Annotated in this window: 17 protein-coding genes and 1 pseudogene; 11 read left to right on the forward strand and 7 right to left on the reverse strand. The window is 61.9% G+C overall.

The window, feature by feature from the left end; genetic code table 11:
- Nucleotides 1-113: 113 nt before the first annotated feature.
- The gene (locus tag AC3WN8_RS07925) at nucleotides 114-1,676 is read left to right on the forward strand and encodes an aldehyde dehydrogenase (NADP(+)) (protein WP_492668862.1); all 1,563 of its coding nucleotides are present in this window, start codon (nucleotides 114-116) and stop codon (nucleotides 1,674-1,676) included.
- Here AC3WN8_RS07925 and AC3WN8_RS07930 read toward each other — a convergent pair.
- Nucleotides 1,666-1,818, reverse strand: a complete 153-nt coding sequence (locus AC3WN8_RS07930) for a penicillin acylase family protein (protein WP_492668863.1) — start codon at nucleotides 1,816-1,818, stop codon at nucleotides 1,666-1,668. The two genes, AC3WN8_RS07925 and AC3WN8_RS07930, sit on opposite strands and share 11 nt — an antisense overlap.
- Before the next feature lie 96 nt (nucleotides 1,819-1,914).
- On the opposite strand from AC3WN8_RS07930, the pseudogene AC3WN8_RS07935 reads away from it, so the two are divergent.
- The 3 genes and pseudogenes from AC3WN8_RS07935 (at nucleotide 1,915) to AC3WN8_RS07945 (ending at nucleotide 6,346) form a co-directional block, all read left to right on the forward strand.
- Nucleotides 1,915-2,565 (forward strand): annotated as a pseudogene (locus AC3WN8_RS07935) (IS6 family transposase).
- A gap of 518 nt (nucleotides 2,566-3,083) precedes the next feature.
- On the forward strand, nucleotides 3,084-5,765 hold the full coding sequence (locus tag AC3WN8_RS07940; protein ID WP_492668864.1) for a bifunctional acetate--CoA ligase family protein/GNAT family N-acetyltransferase: 2,682 nt from the start codon (nucleotides 3,084-3,086) through the stop codon (nucleotides 5,763-5,765).
- Complete coding sequence (locus tag AC3WN8_RS07945; RefSeq protein ID WP_492668865.1) at nucleotides 5,762-6,346, forward strand: NAD(P)H-dependent oxidoreductase; 585 nt, start codon at nucleotides 5,762-5,764, stop codon at nucleotides 6,344-6,346. The genes AC3WN8_RS07940 and AC3WN8_RS07945 overlap by 4 nt, the downstream gene beginning before the upstream one ends.
- Before the next feature lie 331 nt (nucleotides 6,347-6,677).
- On the opposite strand, the gene AC3WN8_RS07950 is transcribed toward AC3WN8_RS07945, so the two are convergent.
- The 6 genes from AC3WN8_RS07950 to AC3WN8_RS07975 form a co-directional block, all read right to left on the reverse strand.
- A complete protein-coding gene (locus AC3WN8_RS07950; RefSeq protein WP_492668866.1) occupies nucleotides 6,678-7,487 on the reverse strand; it encodes a universal stress protein in 810 nt (269 codons plus the stop codon).
- A 105-nt stretch (nucleotides 7,488-7,592) separates the two neighbouring features.
- On the reverse strand, nucleotides 7,593-8,213 hold the full coding sequence (locus tag AC3WN8_RS07955) for a hypothetical protein (RefSeq protein WP_492668995.1): 621 nt from the start codon (nucleotides 8,211-8,213) through the stop codon (nucleotides 7,593-7,595).
- Complete coding sequence (locus tag AC3WN8_RS07960; protein WP_492668867.1) at nucleotides 8,210-8,827, reverse strand: hypothetical protein; 618 nt, start codon at nucleotides 8,825-8,827, stop codon at nucleotides 8,210-8,212. Before AC3WN8_RS07960 ends, AC3WN8_RS07955 begins: the two co-directional genes overlap by 4 nt.
- Before the next feature lie 118 nt (nucleotides 8,828-8,945).
- Nucleotides 8,946-9,605 carry a hypothetical protein gene (locus AC3WN8_RS07965; protein ID WP_492668868.1) on the reverse strand — a complete coding sequence of 220 codons (660 nt, stop codon included), beginning with the start codon at nucleotides 9,603-9,605 and terminating at the stop codon, nucleotides 8,946-8,948.
- 123 nt (nucleotides 9,606-9,728) lie between these two features.
- A complete protein-coding gene (locus AC3WN8_RS07970; RefSeq protein WP_492668869.1) occupies nucleotides 9,729-10,277 on the reverse strand; it encodes a GNAT family N-acetyltransferase in 549 nt (182 codons plus the stop codon).
- A 162-nt stretch (nucleotides 10,278-10,439) separates the two neighbouring features.
- On the reverse strand, nucleotides 10,440-11,255 hold the full coding sequence (locus tag AC3WN8_RS07975) for a universal stress protein (protein ID WP_492668870.1): 816 nt from the start codon (nucleotides 11,253-11,255) through the stop codon (nucleotides 10,440-10,442).
- A 339-nt stretch (nucleotides 11,256-11,594) separates the two neighbouring features.
- Here AC3WN8_RS07975 and AC3WN8_RS07980 point away from each other — a divergent pair, with 339 nt between their 5' ends.
- The 7 genes from AC3WN8_RS07980 (at nucleotide 11,595) to AC3WN8_RS08010 (ending at nucleotide 17,891) form a co-directional block, all read left to right on the forward strand.
- Nucleotides 11,595-12,251, forward strand: a complete 657-nt coding sequence (locus tag AC3WN8_RS07980) for an NAD(P)H-dependent oxidoreductase (protein WP_492668871.1) — start codon at nucleotides 11,595-11,597, stop codon at nucleotides 12,249-12,251.
- Nucleotides 12,252-12,560: 309 nt separating this feature from the next.
- A complete protein-coding gene (locus AC3WN8_RS07985; protein ID WP_492668872.1) occupies nucleotides 12,561-13,304 on the forward strand; it encodes an ATP-binding protein in 744 nt (247 codons plus the stop codon).
- Nucleotides 13,301-13,957: a BON domain-containing protein gene (locus tag AC3WN8_RS07990; protein WP_492668873.1), complete on the forward strand. Its 657-nt coding sequence runs from the start codon at nucleotides 13,301-13,303 to the stop codon at nucleotides 13,955-13,957. The genes AC3WN8_RS07985 and AC3WN8_RS07990 overlap by 4 nt, the downstream gene beginning before the upstream one ends.
- Nucleotides 13,958-14,338: 381 nt before the next feature.
- A complete protein-coding gene (locus AC3WN8_RS07995; protein ID WP_492668996.1) occupies nucleotides 14,339-16,228 on the forward strand; it encodes a PAS domain-containing sensor histidine kinase in 1,890 nt (629 codons plus the stop codon).
- Entirely contained in the window at nucleotides 16,221-16,853 is a 633-nt protein-coding gene (locus AC3WN8_RS08000; RefSeq protein WP_492668874.1) for a response regulator transcription factor, read from the forward strand. The genes AC3WN8_RS07995 and AC3WN8_RS08000 overlap by 8 nt, the downstream gene beginning before the upstream one ends.
- A gap of 65 nt (nucleotides 16,854-16,918) precedes the next feature.
- A complete protein-coding gene (locus tag AC3WN8_RS08005) occupies nucleotides 16,919-17,308 on the forward strand; it encodes a response regulator (protein ID WP_492668875.1) in 390 nt (129 codons plus the stop codon).
- A gap of 1 nt (nucleotide 17,309) precedes the next feature.
- Entirely contained in the window at nucleotides 17,310-17,891 is a 582-nt protein-coding gene (locus tag AC3WN8_RS08010) for a response regulator transcription factor (RefSeq protein WP_492668876.1), read from the forward strand.
- Nucleotides 17,892-17,905 lie beyond the last annotated feature (14 nt).

The following is a 17,905-nucleotide window of genomic DNA, read 5'->3' on the forward strand; positions in this document are numbered from 1 at the left end:
ATGAAGCAGGGACTGAAAGAGATAGGTCATCTCATTCATCGCACCAATATTACTGGGCTGGCTTTGACCAGCCGGATTTGTCAGGGCGCTGGCAAGCAAGGCTGGAGAACGAGATGGACGGACGCTTTCTGATCGCGGGCGAGCGGATCGACACGGACCGGACATTTCAGGGGCAAGACCCCGCGATGGGTGTGGCGATCGACGGTGACTTTCACATCAGCGGCCCCGGCGACGTAGATCGCGCCTGCGCCGCCGCGGATGCCGCATTCGACGCGTTCCGCGAAACCACCCCCCAAGCGCGCGCCGATTTCCTCGAAGCCATCGCCTCGCACATCGAGGCGACCGGTGAACCGCTGATCGAGCGGGCCATGCAGGAAACCGGTCTGCCCCGTGCGCGGTTGGAGGGTGAGCGCGGCCGCACCGCCGGGCAACTTCGCCTGTTCGCGCAGGTGCTGCGCGCCGGGCGCTGGGCGGGCGTGGTGATCGACAGCCCACAGCCCGCGCGCCAACCACTACCGCGCAGCGACCTGCGGCAGCGCCGCATTGCGGTGGGCCCGGTGGCGGTGTTCGGCGCGTCCAACTTTCCGCTCGCCTTCTCTGTGGCAGGCGGCGACACCACGGCGGCGCTGGCGGCGGGCTGCCCCGTGGTGGTCAAGGCGCATCCCGCGCATCCGGGCGCGTCGCTGCTGGTGGCCGGGGCGATCGATGCGGCGGTGGCCGCATGCGGCTTGCCGCGCGGGGTCTTCTCTATCGTGCAGGGGCCGGACAATGATCTCGGCGCGGCGCTGGTGCGGCATCCGGCGATCAAGGCGGTGGGCTTCACCGGATCGCGCGTCGGCGGTCTCGCGCTGATCGCCATCGCACGGGCGCGGCCCGAGCCGATTCCGGTCTATGCCGAGATGTCCAGCGTCAATCCCGTGCTCCTGATGCCCGGCGCGCTGGCCGAGCGGGCGGAGGCGCTGGGCACGGCGTTCGTCGGATCGCTGACCATGGGCTCGGGGCAGTTCTGCACCAATCCCGGGCTGGTGTTCGGGGTGGAAGGTGCGGACCTCGACCGCTTCGTCGCGGCGGCATCGGCGACGCTCGCCGAGGCTCGGCCGCAGGTGATGCTCACCCGGGCGATCCATGTCGCTTTCGAGAAAGGCGTCGAGACGCTGAGCGCCGGCGCGGCGCTGGCGGCACGCGGCCTCGCTGCGGACGGCTGCAATCGTGGCCAGGCCGCTTTGTTCACCGCCGACGCCGATGCGGTCATCGCCAATCCGGAACTGGTCCATGAAGTGTTCGGCGCGGCCTCGCTCGTGGTCCGCGCGCGCGACCTCGACCAGATCGCGCGGGTGCTGCGCGCGCTGGAGGGACAACTGACCGCGACGCTCCATCTGGGCGAGGGCGACGCCGAACTGGCGCGCCCCTTGCTCCCGATCCTGGAGCGCAAGGCCGGCCGGATCCTCGCCAATGGCTGGCCGACCGGGGTGGAGGTGGCGCACGCCATGGTCCATGGCGGCCCTTTCCCCGCCGCCTCCGATCCGCGAAGCACCTCGGTCGGAAGCGCCGCGATCGAGCGCTTCCTGCGCCCCGTCTGCTACCAGGATCTACCCGACGCGCTGCTCCCGGAGGCGATCCGCGACGGCAATCCGCTCGGGCTACCGCGACTGGTGGACGGCGAACTCACTCGCTGATCACCAGCGGCTTTCCGATCGCATTGGTCGCGATCTCGGCGTTGGAGAAGAGATAGCGGCGCAGTTCCTTGCGGGAGAAGGCGCGGGTCTGATCCGCGGAGTACGGCGATGCCGGATCGGCCGATTGCGAATAGGTGAGCACTGAACCAAATGAAATACCCGCGGAACTGCACGAAAATCGGGGGTGCTGCCAGTCTAATGCTAACCAGTCTCCACCATGAGACAGCCGATGTGACCTATATCGTATAAGCGGCACCGCTTTTCGGCGGGGACGACCCGGTTCACCACAAGCTTGCGCGGCGTCGAGGATCTCCTTGCCGAGCGCGGCATCGACGTCAGCTACGTGACCGTTCGCTGCTAGGCCAGCAAGTTTGGTCCGGCGATTGTCGCCAATATTCGCCTTACTCGTGAACGGACGGACAATGTGTGGCATCTCGATGAGGTGGTGGCGCGGATCAAGGGTGAGCGCATGTTCATGTGGGGAGCGGTCGACAAGGAAGCAGAGGTGCTCGACGTTCTGGTCCAGCGGCGGCGCAACGAGGTCACTGCGTTGAAATTTGTGAGAAAACTGCTGAAGCGCCAGGGCCAGGCGCCGGACGAGATCGTGACCGATGGGCTGGCCTGGTATGGGGCGACGAAGCGCCGGCACCGGCCGGGTCGACTGCGGGAAAACAATCGCGCTGAGAATTCAAGCCTGCCAGTCCGGAGACGAGAGCGAAAAATGCAGAGATTCAAATCGCAGGGCCAAGCTCAGCGTTTCACCTCAACCCACTCCGCGATCTACAACACCTTCGCCATCCAGCGCCATCTGACATCCCGCTCGACCATGCACGATTTTCGATCAGCCGCCATGGCGGAATGGCTCGCCGCGTCGACTGCTATTGCATGAATTGTCGGTTCACCGGTCGAACTCGGCCCTCGCCAATTAACGTGACAATGCCGGCTCACGCCTTCGGAGGCGATTCCGTAGCGGCCAGTGAGCCTGCGGAGAAAACCGCCGGGAGGAGCCTGATTTGGGCCGCTTCCGGCCTCTCCGCGCTACGGATTCGGGCGCGCAATCGCGCGGAACTGCGCCATTCTCCGCCCATTCGAGGGCGATTTCGAAAATGGGCATGACTGGCTGGCGGTGCTGCCAGCCTAACGCGAACCGCTCTCCAATTCGCGGTCTTCGGTCTTTGAAGCTGGCAGCCTAGGACGCAATGGACGGACTGGGTGGCTCTGTCCTGGATAGCCATTCCCGTCTGCTAGCAGTTTGCCTTATTGGTCTGACAGCGTCTGTTGCGCCCATCGTGCGTGGCGTGACGGCACTCATTGGGGTGAGGCCGGGAATCTACGGATGTCTGTTGCTGCCCCGTTCGGGCATCGTCGTTCGGGCGGCACCACGGCCGCTCAAATGCGAGACCCATCATGACCATCCGTAACCTGTCGGCGCTGGTTCATCCCGTCAGCCTTGCATTGATTGGCGCATCGGCCCGCTCCGGATCGCTGGGGGCGATCGTGCTGGACAATGTCCTGGCCGCCGGATTCGACGGGCCGATCCATGTCGTCAATCCGCATCGCGTCGAGCGCGCGGGCATTGACTGGTCTCCCTCGGTCAGCGGCCTTCCAGCGCCGCCCGACCTTGCGATCGTCATGACGCCGGCGGCAAGCGTACCAGGCATCATTGCCGATCTCGGTGCCATCGGTACGCGCTGCGTGGTCGTGATCTCGGCGGGCATCACCGAGGCGAACGGGCTGCGCCAAGCGATGCTCGATGCCGCCCGGCCATATGGGTTGCGTATCGTGGGCCCCAATTGCCTGGGGGTGATGGCGCCGCATGCGAAGCTTGACGCGACATTCGCCCGGACTCCGGCGAAAGCGGGACGGCTTGCGCTCATCTCCCAAAGCGGCGCGCTGGTGACCGCCATATTGGACTGGGCGAGTATGCGCGACATCGGCTTTTCGGGGATCGTTTCGGCCGGTGACATGGCCGATGTCGATGTCGGCGACCTGATCGACCTGTTTGCGACCGATCCGGCGACTGATGCGATCCTGCTTTATATCGAAGGCGTTACCGACGCGGCCAAGTTCCTCTCGGCGGCACGCGCCGCGGCGCATGACAAACCGGTCATTGCGATCAAGGCAGGGCGATCGCCGGCAGCGGCCAGGGCGGCGATGTCGCACACGGGCGCGCTTGCCGGATCCCATGACGTTTATCTGGCGGCCTTCGATCGTGTCGGGATCGTCTCGGTCGATACGCTGACGGAATTGTTCGACGCGGCAGAAATTCTCTGTGCCCGGCGTGCGATCAAGGGCGACCGGCTGGCCATTGTCACCAATGGTGGCGGCGCCGGCATTCTTGCCGTTGATGCGCTTGCATCGGCGGGCGCGGCGCTCGCACCGCTGGCCCCCGCGACGCTGGCGACACTCGAGGCCACGTTGCCCGCAGGCTGGTCGCACGGAAATCCCGTCGATTTGATCGGAGATGCCGGGCCGCAACGGTATCGTGATGCGGTTCATGCCGTGCTGCGCGACGGGGGTAATGACGGGGTCCTGATCATGAACTGCCCGACCGGCACGGCCGAGACCCTGGATATCGCGTCGGCCGTTACCGACGAAGTTCGTGCGGCGCGCGCCGACAATATTGGTAAACCCGTGCTCGCCTGCTGGCTTGGCGATGCCAATGCCGAGGCGGTGCGTCAGATGATGGCTGACGCGTCAATCCCGGTTTATACCACGCCCGATGATGCCGTGCGCGCCTTTGGCTATCTGCTCGCGGCACGCCGGGCCAGGCTGTCGCTGACTGATGAACCGGTCGCGACCCGTGAGCCTGAGGCGGATATCGTAGCTGCGAGGGGGCTTATCGCTCGGCTTCGCGCCGAGAAGCGTACATTCATGTCGGAAATCGAGGCGAAAGCGCTGCTGCGGTCTTTCAATATTCCCACGGTGTCGACCCGATTTGCCGCGACGGTCGAACAGATCGAGGAGAGCTGCGGATGGTTGACGCCGCCCTATGCCTTGAAGATCGTTTCGCCGGACATCACCCATAAATCGGATGTCGGCGGTGTTGCGCTGGACCTGCATGATCGAAAAGCGGCGGTCGCGGCGGCCTGCGCGATGGCCGCGCGGATCGTGCGCGAGCGTCCCGATGCACATATCGCCGGCTATGCGGTCGAGGAAATGGTGGTTCGGCCGCATGCCCGCGAGTTGATCGCCGGAATCGCGACCGATGCAACCTTCGGTCCGTTGCTCATGGTCGGCGCTGGTGGAACCGCGGTCGAGATTATCGCCGACAAGGCCCTGGATCTGGCGCCGATCGATGATGCGCGGGCGCATTCGCTCATCGCGCGCACACGCATCGGAAAGCTGCTCGCCGGCTACAGGAACGAGCCACCCGCCAATGTCGACGCGGTCGCGGCTGTGCTCGACGCGCTGTCGGCGATGTGCGTCGCGCTGCCGGATATCGTCGAGCTCGATATCAACCCCCTGCTCGTCGACGCGCAAGGCGTGATCGCGCTCGATGCACGCGTGCGGATCACGGCTGAGCCGGTGACCGGCTCACAGCTTTCGATCCGACCGGCGCCCATGCAATGGACGTCGGAACTGGCCACCCAATCGGGCACGTCGATCTTTGTGCGTCCCGTCCGACCCGACGACGAACCATTGCTGGCGGATTTCTTCCGGCATGTCTCGCCTGACGATCTGCGCTTTCGCTTCCTGAGCGCCGTCCGGACAGTCAGCCATGATCGGCTCGCGATGATGACCCGGGTAGATTATCGCCGGACGATCAGTTTCCTGGCCTTCGACGCGGAACGCCGGACACTTCTCGCCACCGCCATGCTCGCCGCCGACCCCGATCGGACAAGCGCGGAGGTCGCGCTCACCACCCGCGAGGACATGAAGGGCATGGGCATAAGCTGGACCCTGTTCGAACATGTCCTTCGCTATGCGAAGGCGGAAGGCATTGGCGCGGTCGAAGCAATCGAATGCGCCGACCATGACGCCGCGCTCCGGATGGAACGCGAGATGGGCTTTGTCTCCATCGCCGACCCCCGCGATGCATCGACGCGGGTCGTTCGCCGTACCCTGACCCCCGAGACCGTGTCATGAGCGGCAGGCGCATATTGATCGTTGACGGTCATCCTGATTCAGACAAGGGCCGCTTCGTCCACGCACTCGCCGAGCGTTACGCCGATGGCGCGGCATCGGCCGGTCATGAATTGCGCCATCTGAAACTCGCCGAACTCGAATTCCCGGTGATCCGCACACGTTCCGACTGGGAAGCGAGTGTCGTTCCGGACGATATCCGCAACGCACAGGAGGCGTTTCGCTGGGCCGAGCATATAGTTATCCTCTATCCACTCTGGCTCGGCGATGTTCCCGCACTGCTCAAGGCTTTTCTCGAGCAGGTCATGCGACCCGGCTTCGCGTTCGCACCGGGCAAGGGCAGGCTGCCGGACAAGCTGCTCAAAGGGCGCTCGGCGCGGATCATCGTGACAATGGGTATGCCGGCATTCTTCTACCGCGCATTTTACGGCGCCCACAGCGTCAAGAGCCTCGAGCGCAACATTCTCAAGTTCGTCGGAATCAGCCCCATAGATCATCTGTTCATCGGAAATGTCGAGGCGGATGCGGACCATCGTGCGCGTTGGCTGAAAAGCCTGTTCGAACTCGGAGCGACGGGAAACTGAACGTGCGCACGACGGATTTGGTCCAAAACATCGAAGGGCGCGGCCGGGTAAGCGCGGCTGTCGGGCGATAGGCTGGTCGTCATTTGAGGGGACTCCCGGGGTGGAGAGCTGCCTTTCGGCTTCACGGTCTCAACTGTTGAGTGATCGGGGGCGCTCGCGCTCATCATCGTCATCAATCTGGCGTGCGTAAGCGCATGGTGATCGCCAAATAGGGATGAGAGTCCGTCAAAACTGTTTGTCGGCTTCTTCAGGTACAGAAAAGGGCGGCATGGCTATCATTGGCCTGCCGCCCTTTCTATTCGCCATTCAGCCGCATTCAACAGGCTCGCGTTCAATGTGCAAGGACGAGTGGCAGCTTGCTCTTGCTCAGCATCCGTTTCGTGACGCCGCCGAAAGCCTCCATCAGCCGGCCATGGCCATAAGCACCCATCACCAAGAAGTCGGCATGCCAGCGCATGCATTCTTCCGCGATCAGCCGGTCCGCGGGGTGGAGGCCGTCTTCGACGATCCGCACGCTCGCATGGATGTTGTGCCGCGAGAGATATTCGGCTGCTTCATTGGGCTCGACCTGTTCGGCGCCATCGCGGACCATGAAGATCTCGACCTCATTGGCCAATGCCAGAAGCGGCACCGACGCGCGCATCGCCGCGGCGGCCGATTTGCTCCCGTCCCAGGCGACCAACGCGCGCCGTAAATCGAAGCGTCGCAGCGTGTCCGGAACGGCGACGATTGGTTTGTGTGCTTGCATCAGCACGCGACTTGCGATGTTGTGCATGTCCGGCAGCGGGAATCCATCGAGCTTGCGATTGAGAACGATGAGATCTGCGAGCGTTGCTGCCTCCAGAACCGTGTCAGCGATGACGCCCGTTGCGTCGATCCAGTTCCATGCGACATCTTCGCGGGCGAGGCGCGCCTCGAGGGTCGCCTTGTTGCGGCCCTCGCGCTCGCGTTCTTCGGCCATCAGCATCGCTTCTCCAGCGCCGCCGTAATAGTCCCCCACGATCATGGGCATGGCCGCGACATCGATACAGGTGAGATGCCCGTCTAGCGCACGGGTAAGATCGAGAGCCGCCTGAAGGCGTGCTTCCTGGCCTTCATCGTCATGCACAAGCAATAGGATGTTCTTCATTCTCACCTCCATGGTTGCGGGGTGACGCTATTGACGGCGTGGATTGCGCGATATGCGGGATGATACGGATGCCAGGCATTGTCGCGGGGGGGCTTCGCGCATTGAGCGGCGTGGTCCTTACGCAATGTCCCGGATCGGTCCGGGCTCCGTGTCGGCGGGTTGGCGCAGCGCCGCGCGGAACGAGGCAAGGCGCGCGCGATACCCTTCGGCATCGCCATATTCGAGGAAGGACAGATAGCGTTCGTGCGGCGTGGAAATCCGGATCGCGTGCTTGATGGGACACCAATATTGCTCGGTACGGCTTGCGACCTCGCGCGCATAGGCGATCACGCCATTGCCATAACCGCAATAGAGGCAGTTCAGCGCCTCGATCCAGTTGAGATATGCGAGCCGGCCACGATCCAGCGCGATGAAGTCGGAACGCCGCACGCGCGGTATGGCATAGGCCCGGAAGCAGATCGCCTGGTAGAGACTCGTCCACAGATCCATCAGCACGAGCGGAATGATCATCGAATAGATGACAGGCGCGGTCAGAATAGCGCCAAGCGAGGAACGCCGGATAAACCGGGCCACGCCGGTTCTCAGCTTGCGATGTTCGGCGACCAGCCCGTGCTCAAATTCGGCGAAGCGTCCCTTCAGCACGAGGCCGAAAGATCTGCGACGGTTTTCGATTTCACGATCAAGCTCGGCCTGCAGCCGGACAATCTCTTTCGCGATTGCCTCCATCCTGTGGGTCATGGTTCGGGAATCTCCAATATGTCGACCCAGGGTTGCGCGAACTCGCGGGCCAGCGCTGCCATGGCAAGAGGAAAGAGGATCAGCCAGGGCGATGCCCAGAAGATGAGGGAAGGCCATGCCAGCTGCAGCAGGATGACAGGTGCGAGGAGGCCGTTGGCGATCAAGCTCCAGCGCAATATCGTCGGGCGATAGCTGGTGCCCAGCAACAATGTGGCCAGGCTCATATATGTGTACCCCAGCAAATCCACCGCCGTCAGCGGCCGCCCTGCATCGCAGCAAGTGAAGCTGGCGAGTCCCTGCGTGGCACCTCGTGCCTCACCCGGGAGGACCACGCCGAGCTGCAGGATATAAAGGGCGGAAACAAGTACGGCATAGGCGATCGCCATGCCCAGCGCGCCATAGCGCAATGCGCGTGCTGGCGTGGGAGCCTCCGCAGCACTTGCGGCGACCGCGAGCACAAAAAACGGCGCGAGCATGAGCGACGGCACGAAGATCATCCAGCGATCAAGCGGTGCCGGAAGCGAGCCGGATATCTGGAGAATTTGCGCGATGCCGTATCCGACCGATGCTGCGCAAGCACCGATTGCAGCGCGAAAACCGAGCTTGTTTTGCATCCGGGTAATCTCCGCAGTTTGCGTCATGGCGCGAGATGGAGATTTGGTGCCCGCTCCTGGGCACAGCGGCGGGGGATATCCCAGCAACACGTAGCGATGATGCCCATGCGCATTGTCTTCAGCTTGCCCCGATCGGCCGATCTACGAGAAAATGTTGCTCGAACCAGTCGATCGCGGAACATGATATTTCTTGCAGCGCCATCTGCCCATCTGTGCGAATTATGCCGTCATCAATGAGCACAAAGCCGTGAGTGGCTTTCATGTCCGCGATTGCCTCGCTGGAGCAGAGGCGGCAATGCTGGGCCTTGTCCGTCGAGATGAAAAGTGTAGGCGATTTCAGTAGCTTCAATTGCTCGACCGTCGTGGTGACCGGGATGTCGAGCATCACCATTGCATCGATATCCAAAGCTGTCGCGGCCACTCTGATCGCTGCGCCGGCGCCTGCGTCCGATGCAAAATATCCTCGCGGCAGATCACGAAGCAGGGGGGAAAGGCGCACCCATGCAGTGACCTGATCCAATCGGCGGGCCAATGCGGCCATATCGGGCGCAGTGTCGCTCGACGTAACAGGCCAGTCGATCAGATCCACGAGCAGCGTTGCGAAGCGCCGGCGCCAGAGAAGTGAAGCCATCCGGTTGTTCATTGCGTTGTGGCGGCCGCTTCCGCAGGATTGCGCAAAAATGACCAAGCCACGTGGCGCTTCAGGCAGGTCGAGATAGCCTTCGAGTTGATCGGGCCCGACACTGATGCAGATGCTTTGCGGCGCGGTGGAATTCATAGCCATCTCCTGCGCTCCTGATGATCTGTCGCCGGATCGGTCGGATGCAGGCGTGGAGGCGGGCATGGACCGATCCGCCCATGACAAGGCAAGCGGTTCGATAACCGCCAATCTCGGGCCGTCTCAGAGACGGAGGATGTCGTCGACGCTGCCATCGACAATCACCAAGGTCGCGTCGCCGGGACAAGGCTTCACTGAAAACCCCATTTCGCGTTCCAGGCTGATCGCCGACCAGTTTGCCCGATCCTCGATCGAGTACAGGCGTTTGATCCCGAGCGTTCGTCCGATCTGTGCACAGTGTTTCAATAGGCACCAACTGATGCCCTTCCTCTTGAATCCGGTGCGCACCGAGATTGCGACCTCCGCGGTATCTCCCGCGGGATCGGCGGCAAGCATGGCGGCGGCCACCGGAAGCCCTTCGTCGGGATCAATTGCCAGGATTGTCTCGCGATGGATATGGTCACCGCCGGTCATGGCCGCAATCTGTTCCGGGCTCACGTGGTGGACAGCACTCAGGAAACGGAACATCAGGTCGTCCCTGGCCACATGCTCGAAAAAATCTTCAAGCGCATGCGTATCTTCGGGACCGGCCGGACGGACGTGGAAGCGATACCCGCTGAACGTCGTCAGATCAGTTTCTGACACCGCCGTGCAGTCTGCACTGTCGATCATATCTCACTCCTTCGGAATATGGCGTTGTTTGCAGTGTCCGCCAGCCGCGCAACATTCGTAATCATGCGTATGCCGACATTCCTCCCGCTCGCTCCAACGGCGAGGACCCGTATGGATTGTCGCTATCAATTGACGGCCGGTTTCCTAAGGCTTGGTTGTCGCTCAATGTGCCATGACAAGTGGGACCGTGGCGCAATCCAGCATATCTCGGGTCATTCCTCCGAACATGGTCTCGCGGAAGCGGGAATGGCCATAGGCGCCCATCACCACGTATCGGGCGCCCAGGTCGTCGAGCGCTTCGCACAGCGTCAGGGCGACATCGCCGCTTTTGACCGGACGGCGACAGATTTGCGCCTGGATACCGTGTCTGAGCAGATAGGTGGCGGCCTGGGCTGCGGAAATGCGATCGGTAGTTCGACCAATCTCGACAATGTGCACATATTGTGCCCGGGAGAGTAGCGGCAGGGCGAGCTTCAGAGCGTTCGCTGCTTCGGGAGAGCCGTTCCAGGCCACTGCCGCGATATCACGCACTTGGAAGCCGCTTGCCTTTGGCCCGATGGCGATCACCGGCGCACGTGAATGAATCGCGACGTGACTGGCGATGAGAATCGGGTTTTCGCCGCCGGTCTGTTTGCTCTGCAGCCGCCGGCTCAGGATCACCCAGTCCGCGAGCCGGGCCTGGTCAATCAGCGTGTCAGCCGGGTTGCCTTGGATCTGGCGCCACTCGTATTGCGTCTGCGCTGCGTCGAGTTTCGCAGAGAGGCGCGTCTTTTCCCTGTCGAGGTCCACCTGCAGCCGATCTCTGACATCCTGAAGCGAATAGATGCCGCCGAGCGAATCCATTGCGATGTAGCTCTCATATGGTAGGGTCTGGACGCAGAGCAGATGGGCATCGAACGCCTTCGCTAGGTCCAGCGCGCAGTCCAGTCGCGCGTCCTGCCCGTCGTCGTCGTGAATATGTACAAGGACCACCGTCACAATCGCCTCCTTTTATTCTAATCCAGTAGCGCGTGCGGACGGGCTATTCGCGACTGTGACCCGCGCGGCCGCAACAATCTCGTCAGCCGACCAGACCTGATGTCGCCAACGCCGGAACGGCGAACACCGCGATCAGCAGAACAGCACTTATCTTCAGTCGAAACAGTGTTTCCCGCATGGCGAAAGCCTTTCCAGTGTTGCTCGATCGATAGGGTGGGAACCGAAGGACCGGCATTGGGAAGGTTACGTAGGGCGGCCGGACGGTTCTTAAGTAGTGTTCCTGAAAGCACCCCGTGCTCGACAGCGATATATGGAGCGCATCATCGAGGGAGCAGCGTCATGTCCTCACCATCGGTCAAGCACGCCATTATCGTCAGTCATCCCAACGAGCAGAGTTTTACAACATCCGTGGCGGAACGATATGCGAAGACCGTGCGCGCGATCGGGCATGAGGTTGTCATTCGCGATCTCTATCGTATCGATTTCGACCCCGTGCTCAAGATCGACGAGATTCCGACGCACGGCGCGGTCACGCTGCATCATGACGTCTCGCGCGAGTTGGGCCTGATCGGCGGCGCGGACGTCTTCATACTGGCTTATCCAATATGGTTCGGCAGTCCCCCGGCAATGCTCAAGGGCTATATCGACCGGGTATTTGGTGCCGGTGTTTCATATCGTGCCGTTCGGGACACGGCTCCACATCCGCTGCTTTCAGGCAAGAAGCTGGTCAGCCTGACATCATCCGGAACCAGTCGCGCCTGGCTCGAGGAGCATGCGGCGTGGACGTCGTTGCGCAACCTCTACGACAATTACCTCGAACAGGTGTTCTCGATGGAGTCGGCGCAGCATTTCCATTTCGATAATATTGTCCCCGACCTGGCGGCCAGATTCGTTGCGGAGCAGCTTTTTCAGGTGGAGGAAGCGGCACGCCAAGTGTGTGCCTCGCTGATCCACCGCCCGCACCGGGATGCCATAACGGAGGTCATTGCGGAATAGGCCAGGATACCATTGGATCGCGGCGTCATGTTCCGGCTGCCCCTGGTGCGGCCGAGGCGGGCGATTTGGACGGTGATTGACGCACACGCTATCCAACCTGACTTCAGTCGCCCGATCCCTCCCGCATCGTCACATTCTCCCGACCGATGAAAGCGCGCGAGACGCGCCAATCGCTGGGCTTGCCCAGCGATGACGGTCACGCTGTGTTCTTCGGAGCGGCGCGATCTCAATAGCCCCTACGGAATTCTCCCAATTCATTGGCGGTGCGAGCGGCCCCAAAAGACTTGGCGAAACCTTTGGGAGGCAATCATGCAGATGAACCGAATCGAGGCTTTGCTGGTGGCGGCGCCCATCATGCTGATGCCTGGCCGGGGGCAGCGCGAGGCGATTCACGATCTGCGCAACCTGTTTGGCGTGGTGGCGTCGGCGACGCATCTGCTTGAACCGCACCTCATCAGTCGCAGTGACATCTCGTTGTTGGAGGCCATCGAGGACGCTGCCCTTAAGGGCGGAGCGCTGACGACAAGCCTGCTCGCTCCGTCCTGCCGAGCTGGCGTTCGCCGCGTCGATATCAACCGACAGGCACGCGACCTTGCACCATTGCTGCACGCGGCCGCGGGCAGGACGGGAGCGCTACATCTGGATCTGTGCGAAGGGTCGCTTCGTGTCCGGGCGAATGGCGATGATTTCGACGCGACGTTGCTTGAGCTTGTCGCGAATGCGCGAGCCGCCGGCGCAAAATCTATCGTCATACGGACGCGTCGCGCCAGCGCGCGCTGCTGGCTGACCGTTGCCGACACGGGCACCGGGATGTCCTCCCCGCAATGCGAAACCGCACGCACGGGTACGGATCGGGGCGATGCTCATGGCACAGGCCTCAGCCGTGTCCGCCACTTCGCGGAAGCGGCACATGGCCGGCTTCATGTCCGCAGTCGTCGAGGCCGCGGAACCACCATTTCGATCAGCTTGCCGACGGTCCTCAGTCTGGCCGGTCGCGAGGCCGTCTCCGCGCATGCGGGGCGGCGTTCAATCAAGAAAGGAGATGCAAGATGAAGAAATCCGACAGTCAGGTGCAGCATGATGTCATCGCAGAGCTCGAGTGGGAGCCCAGTGTCGATCATGCCGATATCGGCGTTGCCGTGAACGATGGGGTCGTCACCCTGTCCGGTTATGTCAAAAGCTATCCTCAGAAAATGGCGGCCGAAAAGGCGGCGCGGCGTGTCGCCGGCGTCACTGCGATCGCCGAGGAGATCCGGGTGCGTTTCGCGTCCGATCCCAAGACGGCGGATCATGAGATCGCCAAGCGGATCGTCGACATGTTCAACTGGAACGTGTTCGTTCCCGACGACAAGATCGCCGTGAAGGTCGAGCATGGCTGGGTGACGCTGACGGGTACCGTCGATGCGCATTACCAGGCCGAGGAAGCGCGCAAGGTTGCCGGTCGCGTGAATGGCGTCGTAGGGGTGAGCAACCTCGTGACTTTGCGCCCGGCACCCGCCGCAACCGACATAAAGGCGCGGATCAAAGAAGCGTTCAAGCGCCAAGCCAATCTCGATGCCGCGTCAGTCACTGTCGTCACCGAAGGTAACACGGTCAGGCTCGGCGGCAGGGTAAAGGCCTGGAACGAACGGGGTATTGCAGAACGCGCAGCCTGGTCGGCGCCCGGCGTCAGTCGTGTCGAGGACAACATCGTCGTCGCATTCTGACGATCGCTATGCTGCGGCCGCCTGTTGCTCAGGGCGGCCGCGAGCACTTCGGCAAGTCATGCATAGTTGCTGCCACCGGATCCCATTCTTGGCATGGCGTCCCCGGAGCAACCTCCGGCGATGATGGGGACGCCCACCTTGAGGCAGATGGCGGTGGGTTCCAATGCTGAATTGGGCTTGGTTTCGTCTACGTACAATTCCGAATTCTGGATGCCTGCGCTGGCGGGTAGCGCCTTGGCACGGCCCTTAGGTCGAATTGATTAGATCGAAGGCGCCACCATTTTGTCGCAGATCAATCCCGGCTATGAGGGCGTTCCTTGGGAACGGGCACGAGTCAGGATCGATGACGCATTTGCCGCACAACGTGATCAGCGTTTGATCATGGGGCTGGTGTCATCCCAGCGTCACTCGTTCCCGCGTCGCCTGTTTATGGCCCTCGCCATCGTGATCGTCACCGCCGGCTTGCGCGAATTGTTCCAGACATGGCTGGGCGATCGCGCGGCCTTCTTTCCCTTCAGCGTGGCGCTGTTGCTGGCCGCGTTGCTCACCGGCCCTGTTCCCGCAGCCATCGCCACGCTACCTGCGCTGCTGTTCGGGATCTATTTTGCAACACCCAATGCATTCGGTGTCGCCGACGCAATCGAAGCGGGGTTCTTCGTTGCGGCCTCCGCAGGAATCATCATGCTGACGGCGATCCTCGATCGCGCGCGGCGTGACGCGATCGAGAAGGACAGGCGCTCTGAAGCTAGAGCCGAGCGGGCCGACCAGATCGCGGAAGAACTCAATTTGTTGATCGACGGCGCACACGGATATGCGATCTATCTGCTCGATACTGAGGGATATGTTACTATCTGGAACGATGGCGCCCGACGTATGAAGGGTTGGTCCGAAGAGGAAGTCATCGGTCGCCACACTTCGCTTTTTTACCCCGCAGATGCGGTCGCGGCCGGCAAGCCGGACGCCGACCTTGCGCGCGCCATCGCTGAAGGAAAGCTGGAGGAAGAAGATTGGCGGGTCCGCAAGGACGGCTCTGAGTTCCTGGCAGGCGTGTCGATCAAGGCGCTGCGCGGTTCTGATGGCGAGCTGCGCGGCTTTGCGAAAATCGTTTCCGACGTCACCGAAAGCAAGGCTGCCGAAGCGGCCATTCTCTCGCGTGAAAGCCATGTGCGCTCGATCCTCTCGACTGTGCCCGATGCCATGGTGGTCATCGATGACAAGGGAAAGATGCTTTCGTTCAGTGCGGCCGCCGAGCGACTGTTCGGCTATGAGGAGAAGGAGGTCCTCGGCAAGAATGTGAGTCTTCTTATGCCATCACCGGACCGCGAGCGGCACGACAGCTATATCGAACGCTATCTCGCGACCGGCGAGAAACGGATCATAGGGATCGGGCGCGTGGTCTTTGCCGAGCGCAAGGACGGAACGACTTTTCCCATGGAACTTTCGATCGGCGAGGCCGCAGGTGTGGATCGCCGCCTCTTCACCGGGTTCATCCGGGATCTGACCGAGCGACAAAAGACCGAAGAACGCCTCGAATCGCTGGAGTCCGAACTTATCCATGTCTCGCGTGTAAGCGCTATGGGCACCATGGCATCGACTCTGGCTCACGAACTCAACCAACCGATCGCGGCAATCGCCAATTATACCGAGGCGATCCGCGATCAGCTCGCAGGCCATGAGTCCGAAGAAATGCTCATGATCCGCGAAGCGCTCGACGATACCGCCAAGGCGGCGATGCGGGCTGGGCATATCGTCCGCAGACTGCGCGACTTCGTCTCGCGCGGCGATGTCGAGAAGACTAACGAAAAACTGCCCGCACTCATCAACGAAGCAGCGGTGCTTGGTCTGCTGGGCGCGCGCGAGAACGGCATCACCCCGCACTTTGATCTCGATCCCTATGCCTCGCCTGTCCTGGTCGACAAAGTGCAGATCCAGCAGGTACTGATCAATCTCATCCGCAATGCCGTGGAGGCGATGGCGCACGCGCCCGAGCCCAGGCGGATCCTCACTGTGACGAGCGGGCCCGATCAGCCTGGCTTTGTTCGGGTGACCGTCGCGGACACTGGTCCCGGCGTCGCCCCCGAAATAGCGGAGCAGCTCTTCACCGCCTTTGTCAGCTCGAAGTCGGATGGCATGGGCCTTGGCCTGTCGATCTGCCGGACGATCGTCGAAGCCAATGGCGGACGAATCTGGATGGAGCCGGCGCGGGGCGGCGGAACACAATTTCATTTCACGCTGGTTCGCGCGATCACGGAGGATAGTGAGAATGGATAAGAAACTTGTCCATATCGTCGATGACGAGGAAATGATCAGGCGTTCCGCCGGCTACATGCTGAAGACATCGGGATATGCGGTAACGACATGGCCATCGGGCGCAGCGTTCCTCAAGGAGGTAAAGCATGTCGAGCATGGCTGCATCCTCCTCGACATCCGCATGCCCGAGATAGATGGCCTCGACGTGCAGCGAATGCTCGCCGAGCGCGGCGTCACCATGCCGATCATCATCATGACTGGCCATGGCGATGTCTCGATCGCGGTGCGCGCCATGAAGGCTGGCGCTGTGGATTTCATGGAAAAACCCTTCGAAAAATCGAGCCTGCTGAATGCCATCGAGACGGCGTTCGATCGAATCGCCTCCGCTGATAAACAGGCAAGTCGTGCCGCAGAGGCAGCGGTTATTCTCGGCGTTCTGACGGCGCGAGAGCGGGATGTGCTCGAAGGGTTGGCACAAGGCCTGCCGAACAAGACGATCGCCTATGACCTAGGAATCTCACCGCGCACTGTCGAAGTCCACCGGGCGAACCTGATGACCAAGCTCGATGTCCGCAGTCTGTCGGAAGCGCTTAGGATCGCCTTTGCCGCCGGACTCGGCATGCAACCCCTAGGGACCAATACTTAACGACCATCTGCATTTCGCCTGCCATTGCTTGATCGTGCAACAGAGCGATCAAGGACGTTTCGATTGTGAGTGAGATACGGGTTCGACCCAAGATTCTGGTTGTCGAGGACGATCCTTCAGTGCGTCGCTCGATGCAGCTCTTCCTACAAGGCAGAGGGTTCGACGTTCGGGCTTATGCGACCGCGCAGTCCGTCCTCCACGACGAATCCGCCTCTGATGCGTCGGGCATGGTTGCGGATTATCGGATCGAGTCGATCGATGGGATCGAGCTTTTGGGCCGGCTTCGTGCCCAGGGGTGGCGCGGCGCGGCACTCCTGATCACCGGCTATCCATCCGACGAACTCGCGCGCGATGCAAAGGCGGCGGGGTTCACGGCTGTGTTCGAGAAGCCGCTAAACCAGCACGATTTGGTCGACGCGCTCGAGCGCCTGACCACAGGCCACCCGGCCGATTGAGATGATCCGGATTCCGGTTTATTTGATTGGCCCGGACGCCGAACGTGACGCCATTTTTGACAATGCCGACATGTCGTTGCAAATCCGGGCCTTCGCGAGCGTCGTGTCCTTCTTGAACGAATCGCTGCATTTGCAGCCCGGCGTCATACTGCTCGATCTGGATCTGCCAGATAGCGAATACGCAACGGCGATCGAACGGCTTTGGGCCCGCGATCTCCCGCACGCGATCGTCGTGCAGGGAACGGGCTTGCCACCGATCGTCGATGCCCTGATCAAGTCGTCGGGACGGAGCGTTTTCCTGACCAAGCCGTATTCGCGTGATCAGCTTCTTGGCGTGCTGGATAAGGCATGGTCTGATCGACGCAGTCCCAGACCTGCCGACGCGCTTTCGCCGCGCCATGTCCTGTCGGCGCGTGAACGAGAGGTGCTCGAAGGTCTGGTTCTTGGGCTCACGAACAGGTCGATCGCTGCCGCCCTGGGGATCAGTCATCGCACCGTTGAAATCTATCGCGCCCGGCTTCTGCGCAAACTGGGCAGCGACGCTGCGATGCATTCCGTCAAGCGTGTGTTTTCGAATCGTTGACCACCGATACCGGC

This window comes from Sphingobium sp. FW305-3-2-15-F-TSA7 (genome assembly GCF_058787155.1).

Bases quoted from the DNA above. Each gene is read 5' to 3' on its own strand.
- AC3WN8_RS07925 (WP_492668862.1), top strand. From the start codon at position 114: ATGGACGGACGCTTTCTGATCGCGGGCGAGCGGATCGACACGGACCGG.
- AC3WN8_RS07940 (WP_492668864.1), top strand. From the start codon at position 3,084: ATGACCATCCGTAACCTGTCGGCGCTGGTTCATCCCGTCAGCCTTGCA.
- AC3WN8_RS07945 (WP_492668865.1), top strand. From the start codon at position 5,762: ATGAGCGGCAGGCGCATATTGATCGTTGACGGTCATCCTGATTCAGAC.
- AC3WN8_RS07950 (WP_492668866.1), bottom strand. From the start codon at position 7,487: ATGGAGGTGAGAATGAAGAACATCCTATTGCTTGTGCATGACGATGAA.
- AC3WN8_RS07955 (WP_492668995.1), bottom strand. From the start codon at position 8,213: ATGACCCACAGGATGGAGGCAATCGCGAAAGAGATTGTCCGGCTGCAG.
- AC3WN8_RS07960 (WP_492668867.1), bottom strand. From the start codon at position 8,827: ATGCAAAACAAGCTCGGTTTTCGCGCTGCAATCGGTGCTTGCGCAGCA.
- AC3WN8_RS07965 (WP_492668868.1), bottom strand. From the start codon at position 9,605: ATGAATTCCACCGCGCCGCAAAGCATCTGCATCAGTGTCGGGCCCGAT.
- AC3WN8_RS07970 (WP_492668869.1), bottom strand. From the start codon at position 10,277: ATGATCGACAGTGCAGACTGCACGGCGGTGTCAGAAACTGATCTGACG.
- AC3WN8_RS07980 (WP_492668871.1), top strand. From the start codon at position 11,595: ATGTCCTCACCATCGGTCAAGCACGCCATTATCGTCAGTCATCCCAAC.
- AC3WN8_RS07985 (WP_492668872.1), top strand. From the start codon at position 12,561: ATGCAGATGAACCGAATCGAGGCTTTGCTGGTGGCGGCGCCCATCATG.
- AC3WN8_RS07990 (WP_492668873.1), top strand. From the start codon at position 13,301: ATGAAGAAATCCGACAGTCAGGTGCAGCATGATGTCATCGCAGAGCTC.
- AC3WN8_RS07995 (WP_492668996.1), top strand. From the start codon at position 14,339: ATGGGGCTGGTGTCATCCCAGCGTCACTCGTTCCCGCGTCGCCTGTTT.
- AC3WN8_RS08000 (WP_492668874.1), top strand. From the start codon at position 16,221: ATGGATAAGAAACTTGTCCATATCGTCGATGACGAGGAAATGATCAGG.
- AC3WN8_RS08010 (WP_492668876.1), top strand. From the start codon at position 17,310: ATGATCCGGATTCCGGTTTATTTGATTGGCCCGGACGCCGAACGTGAC.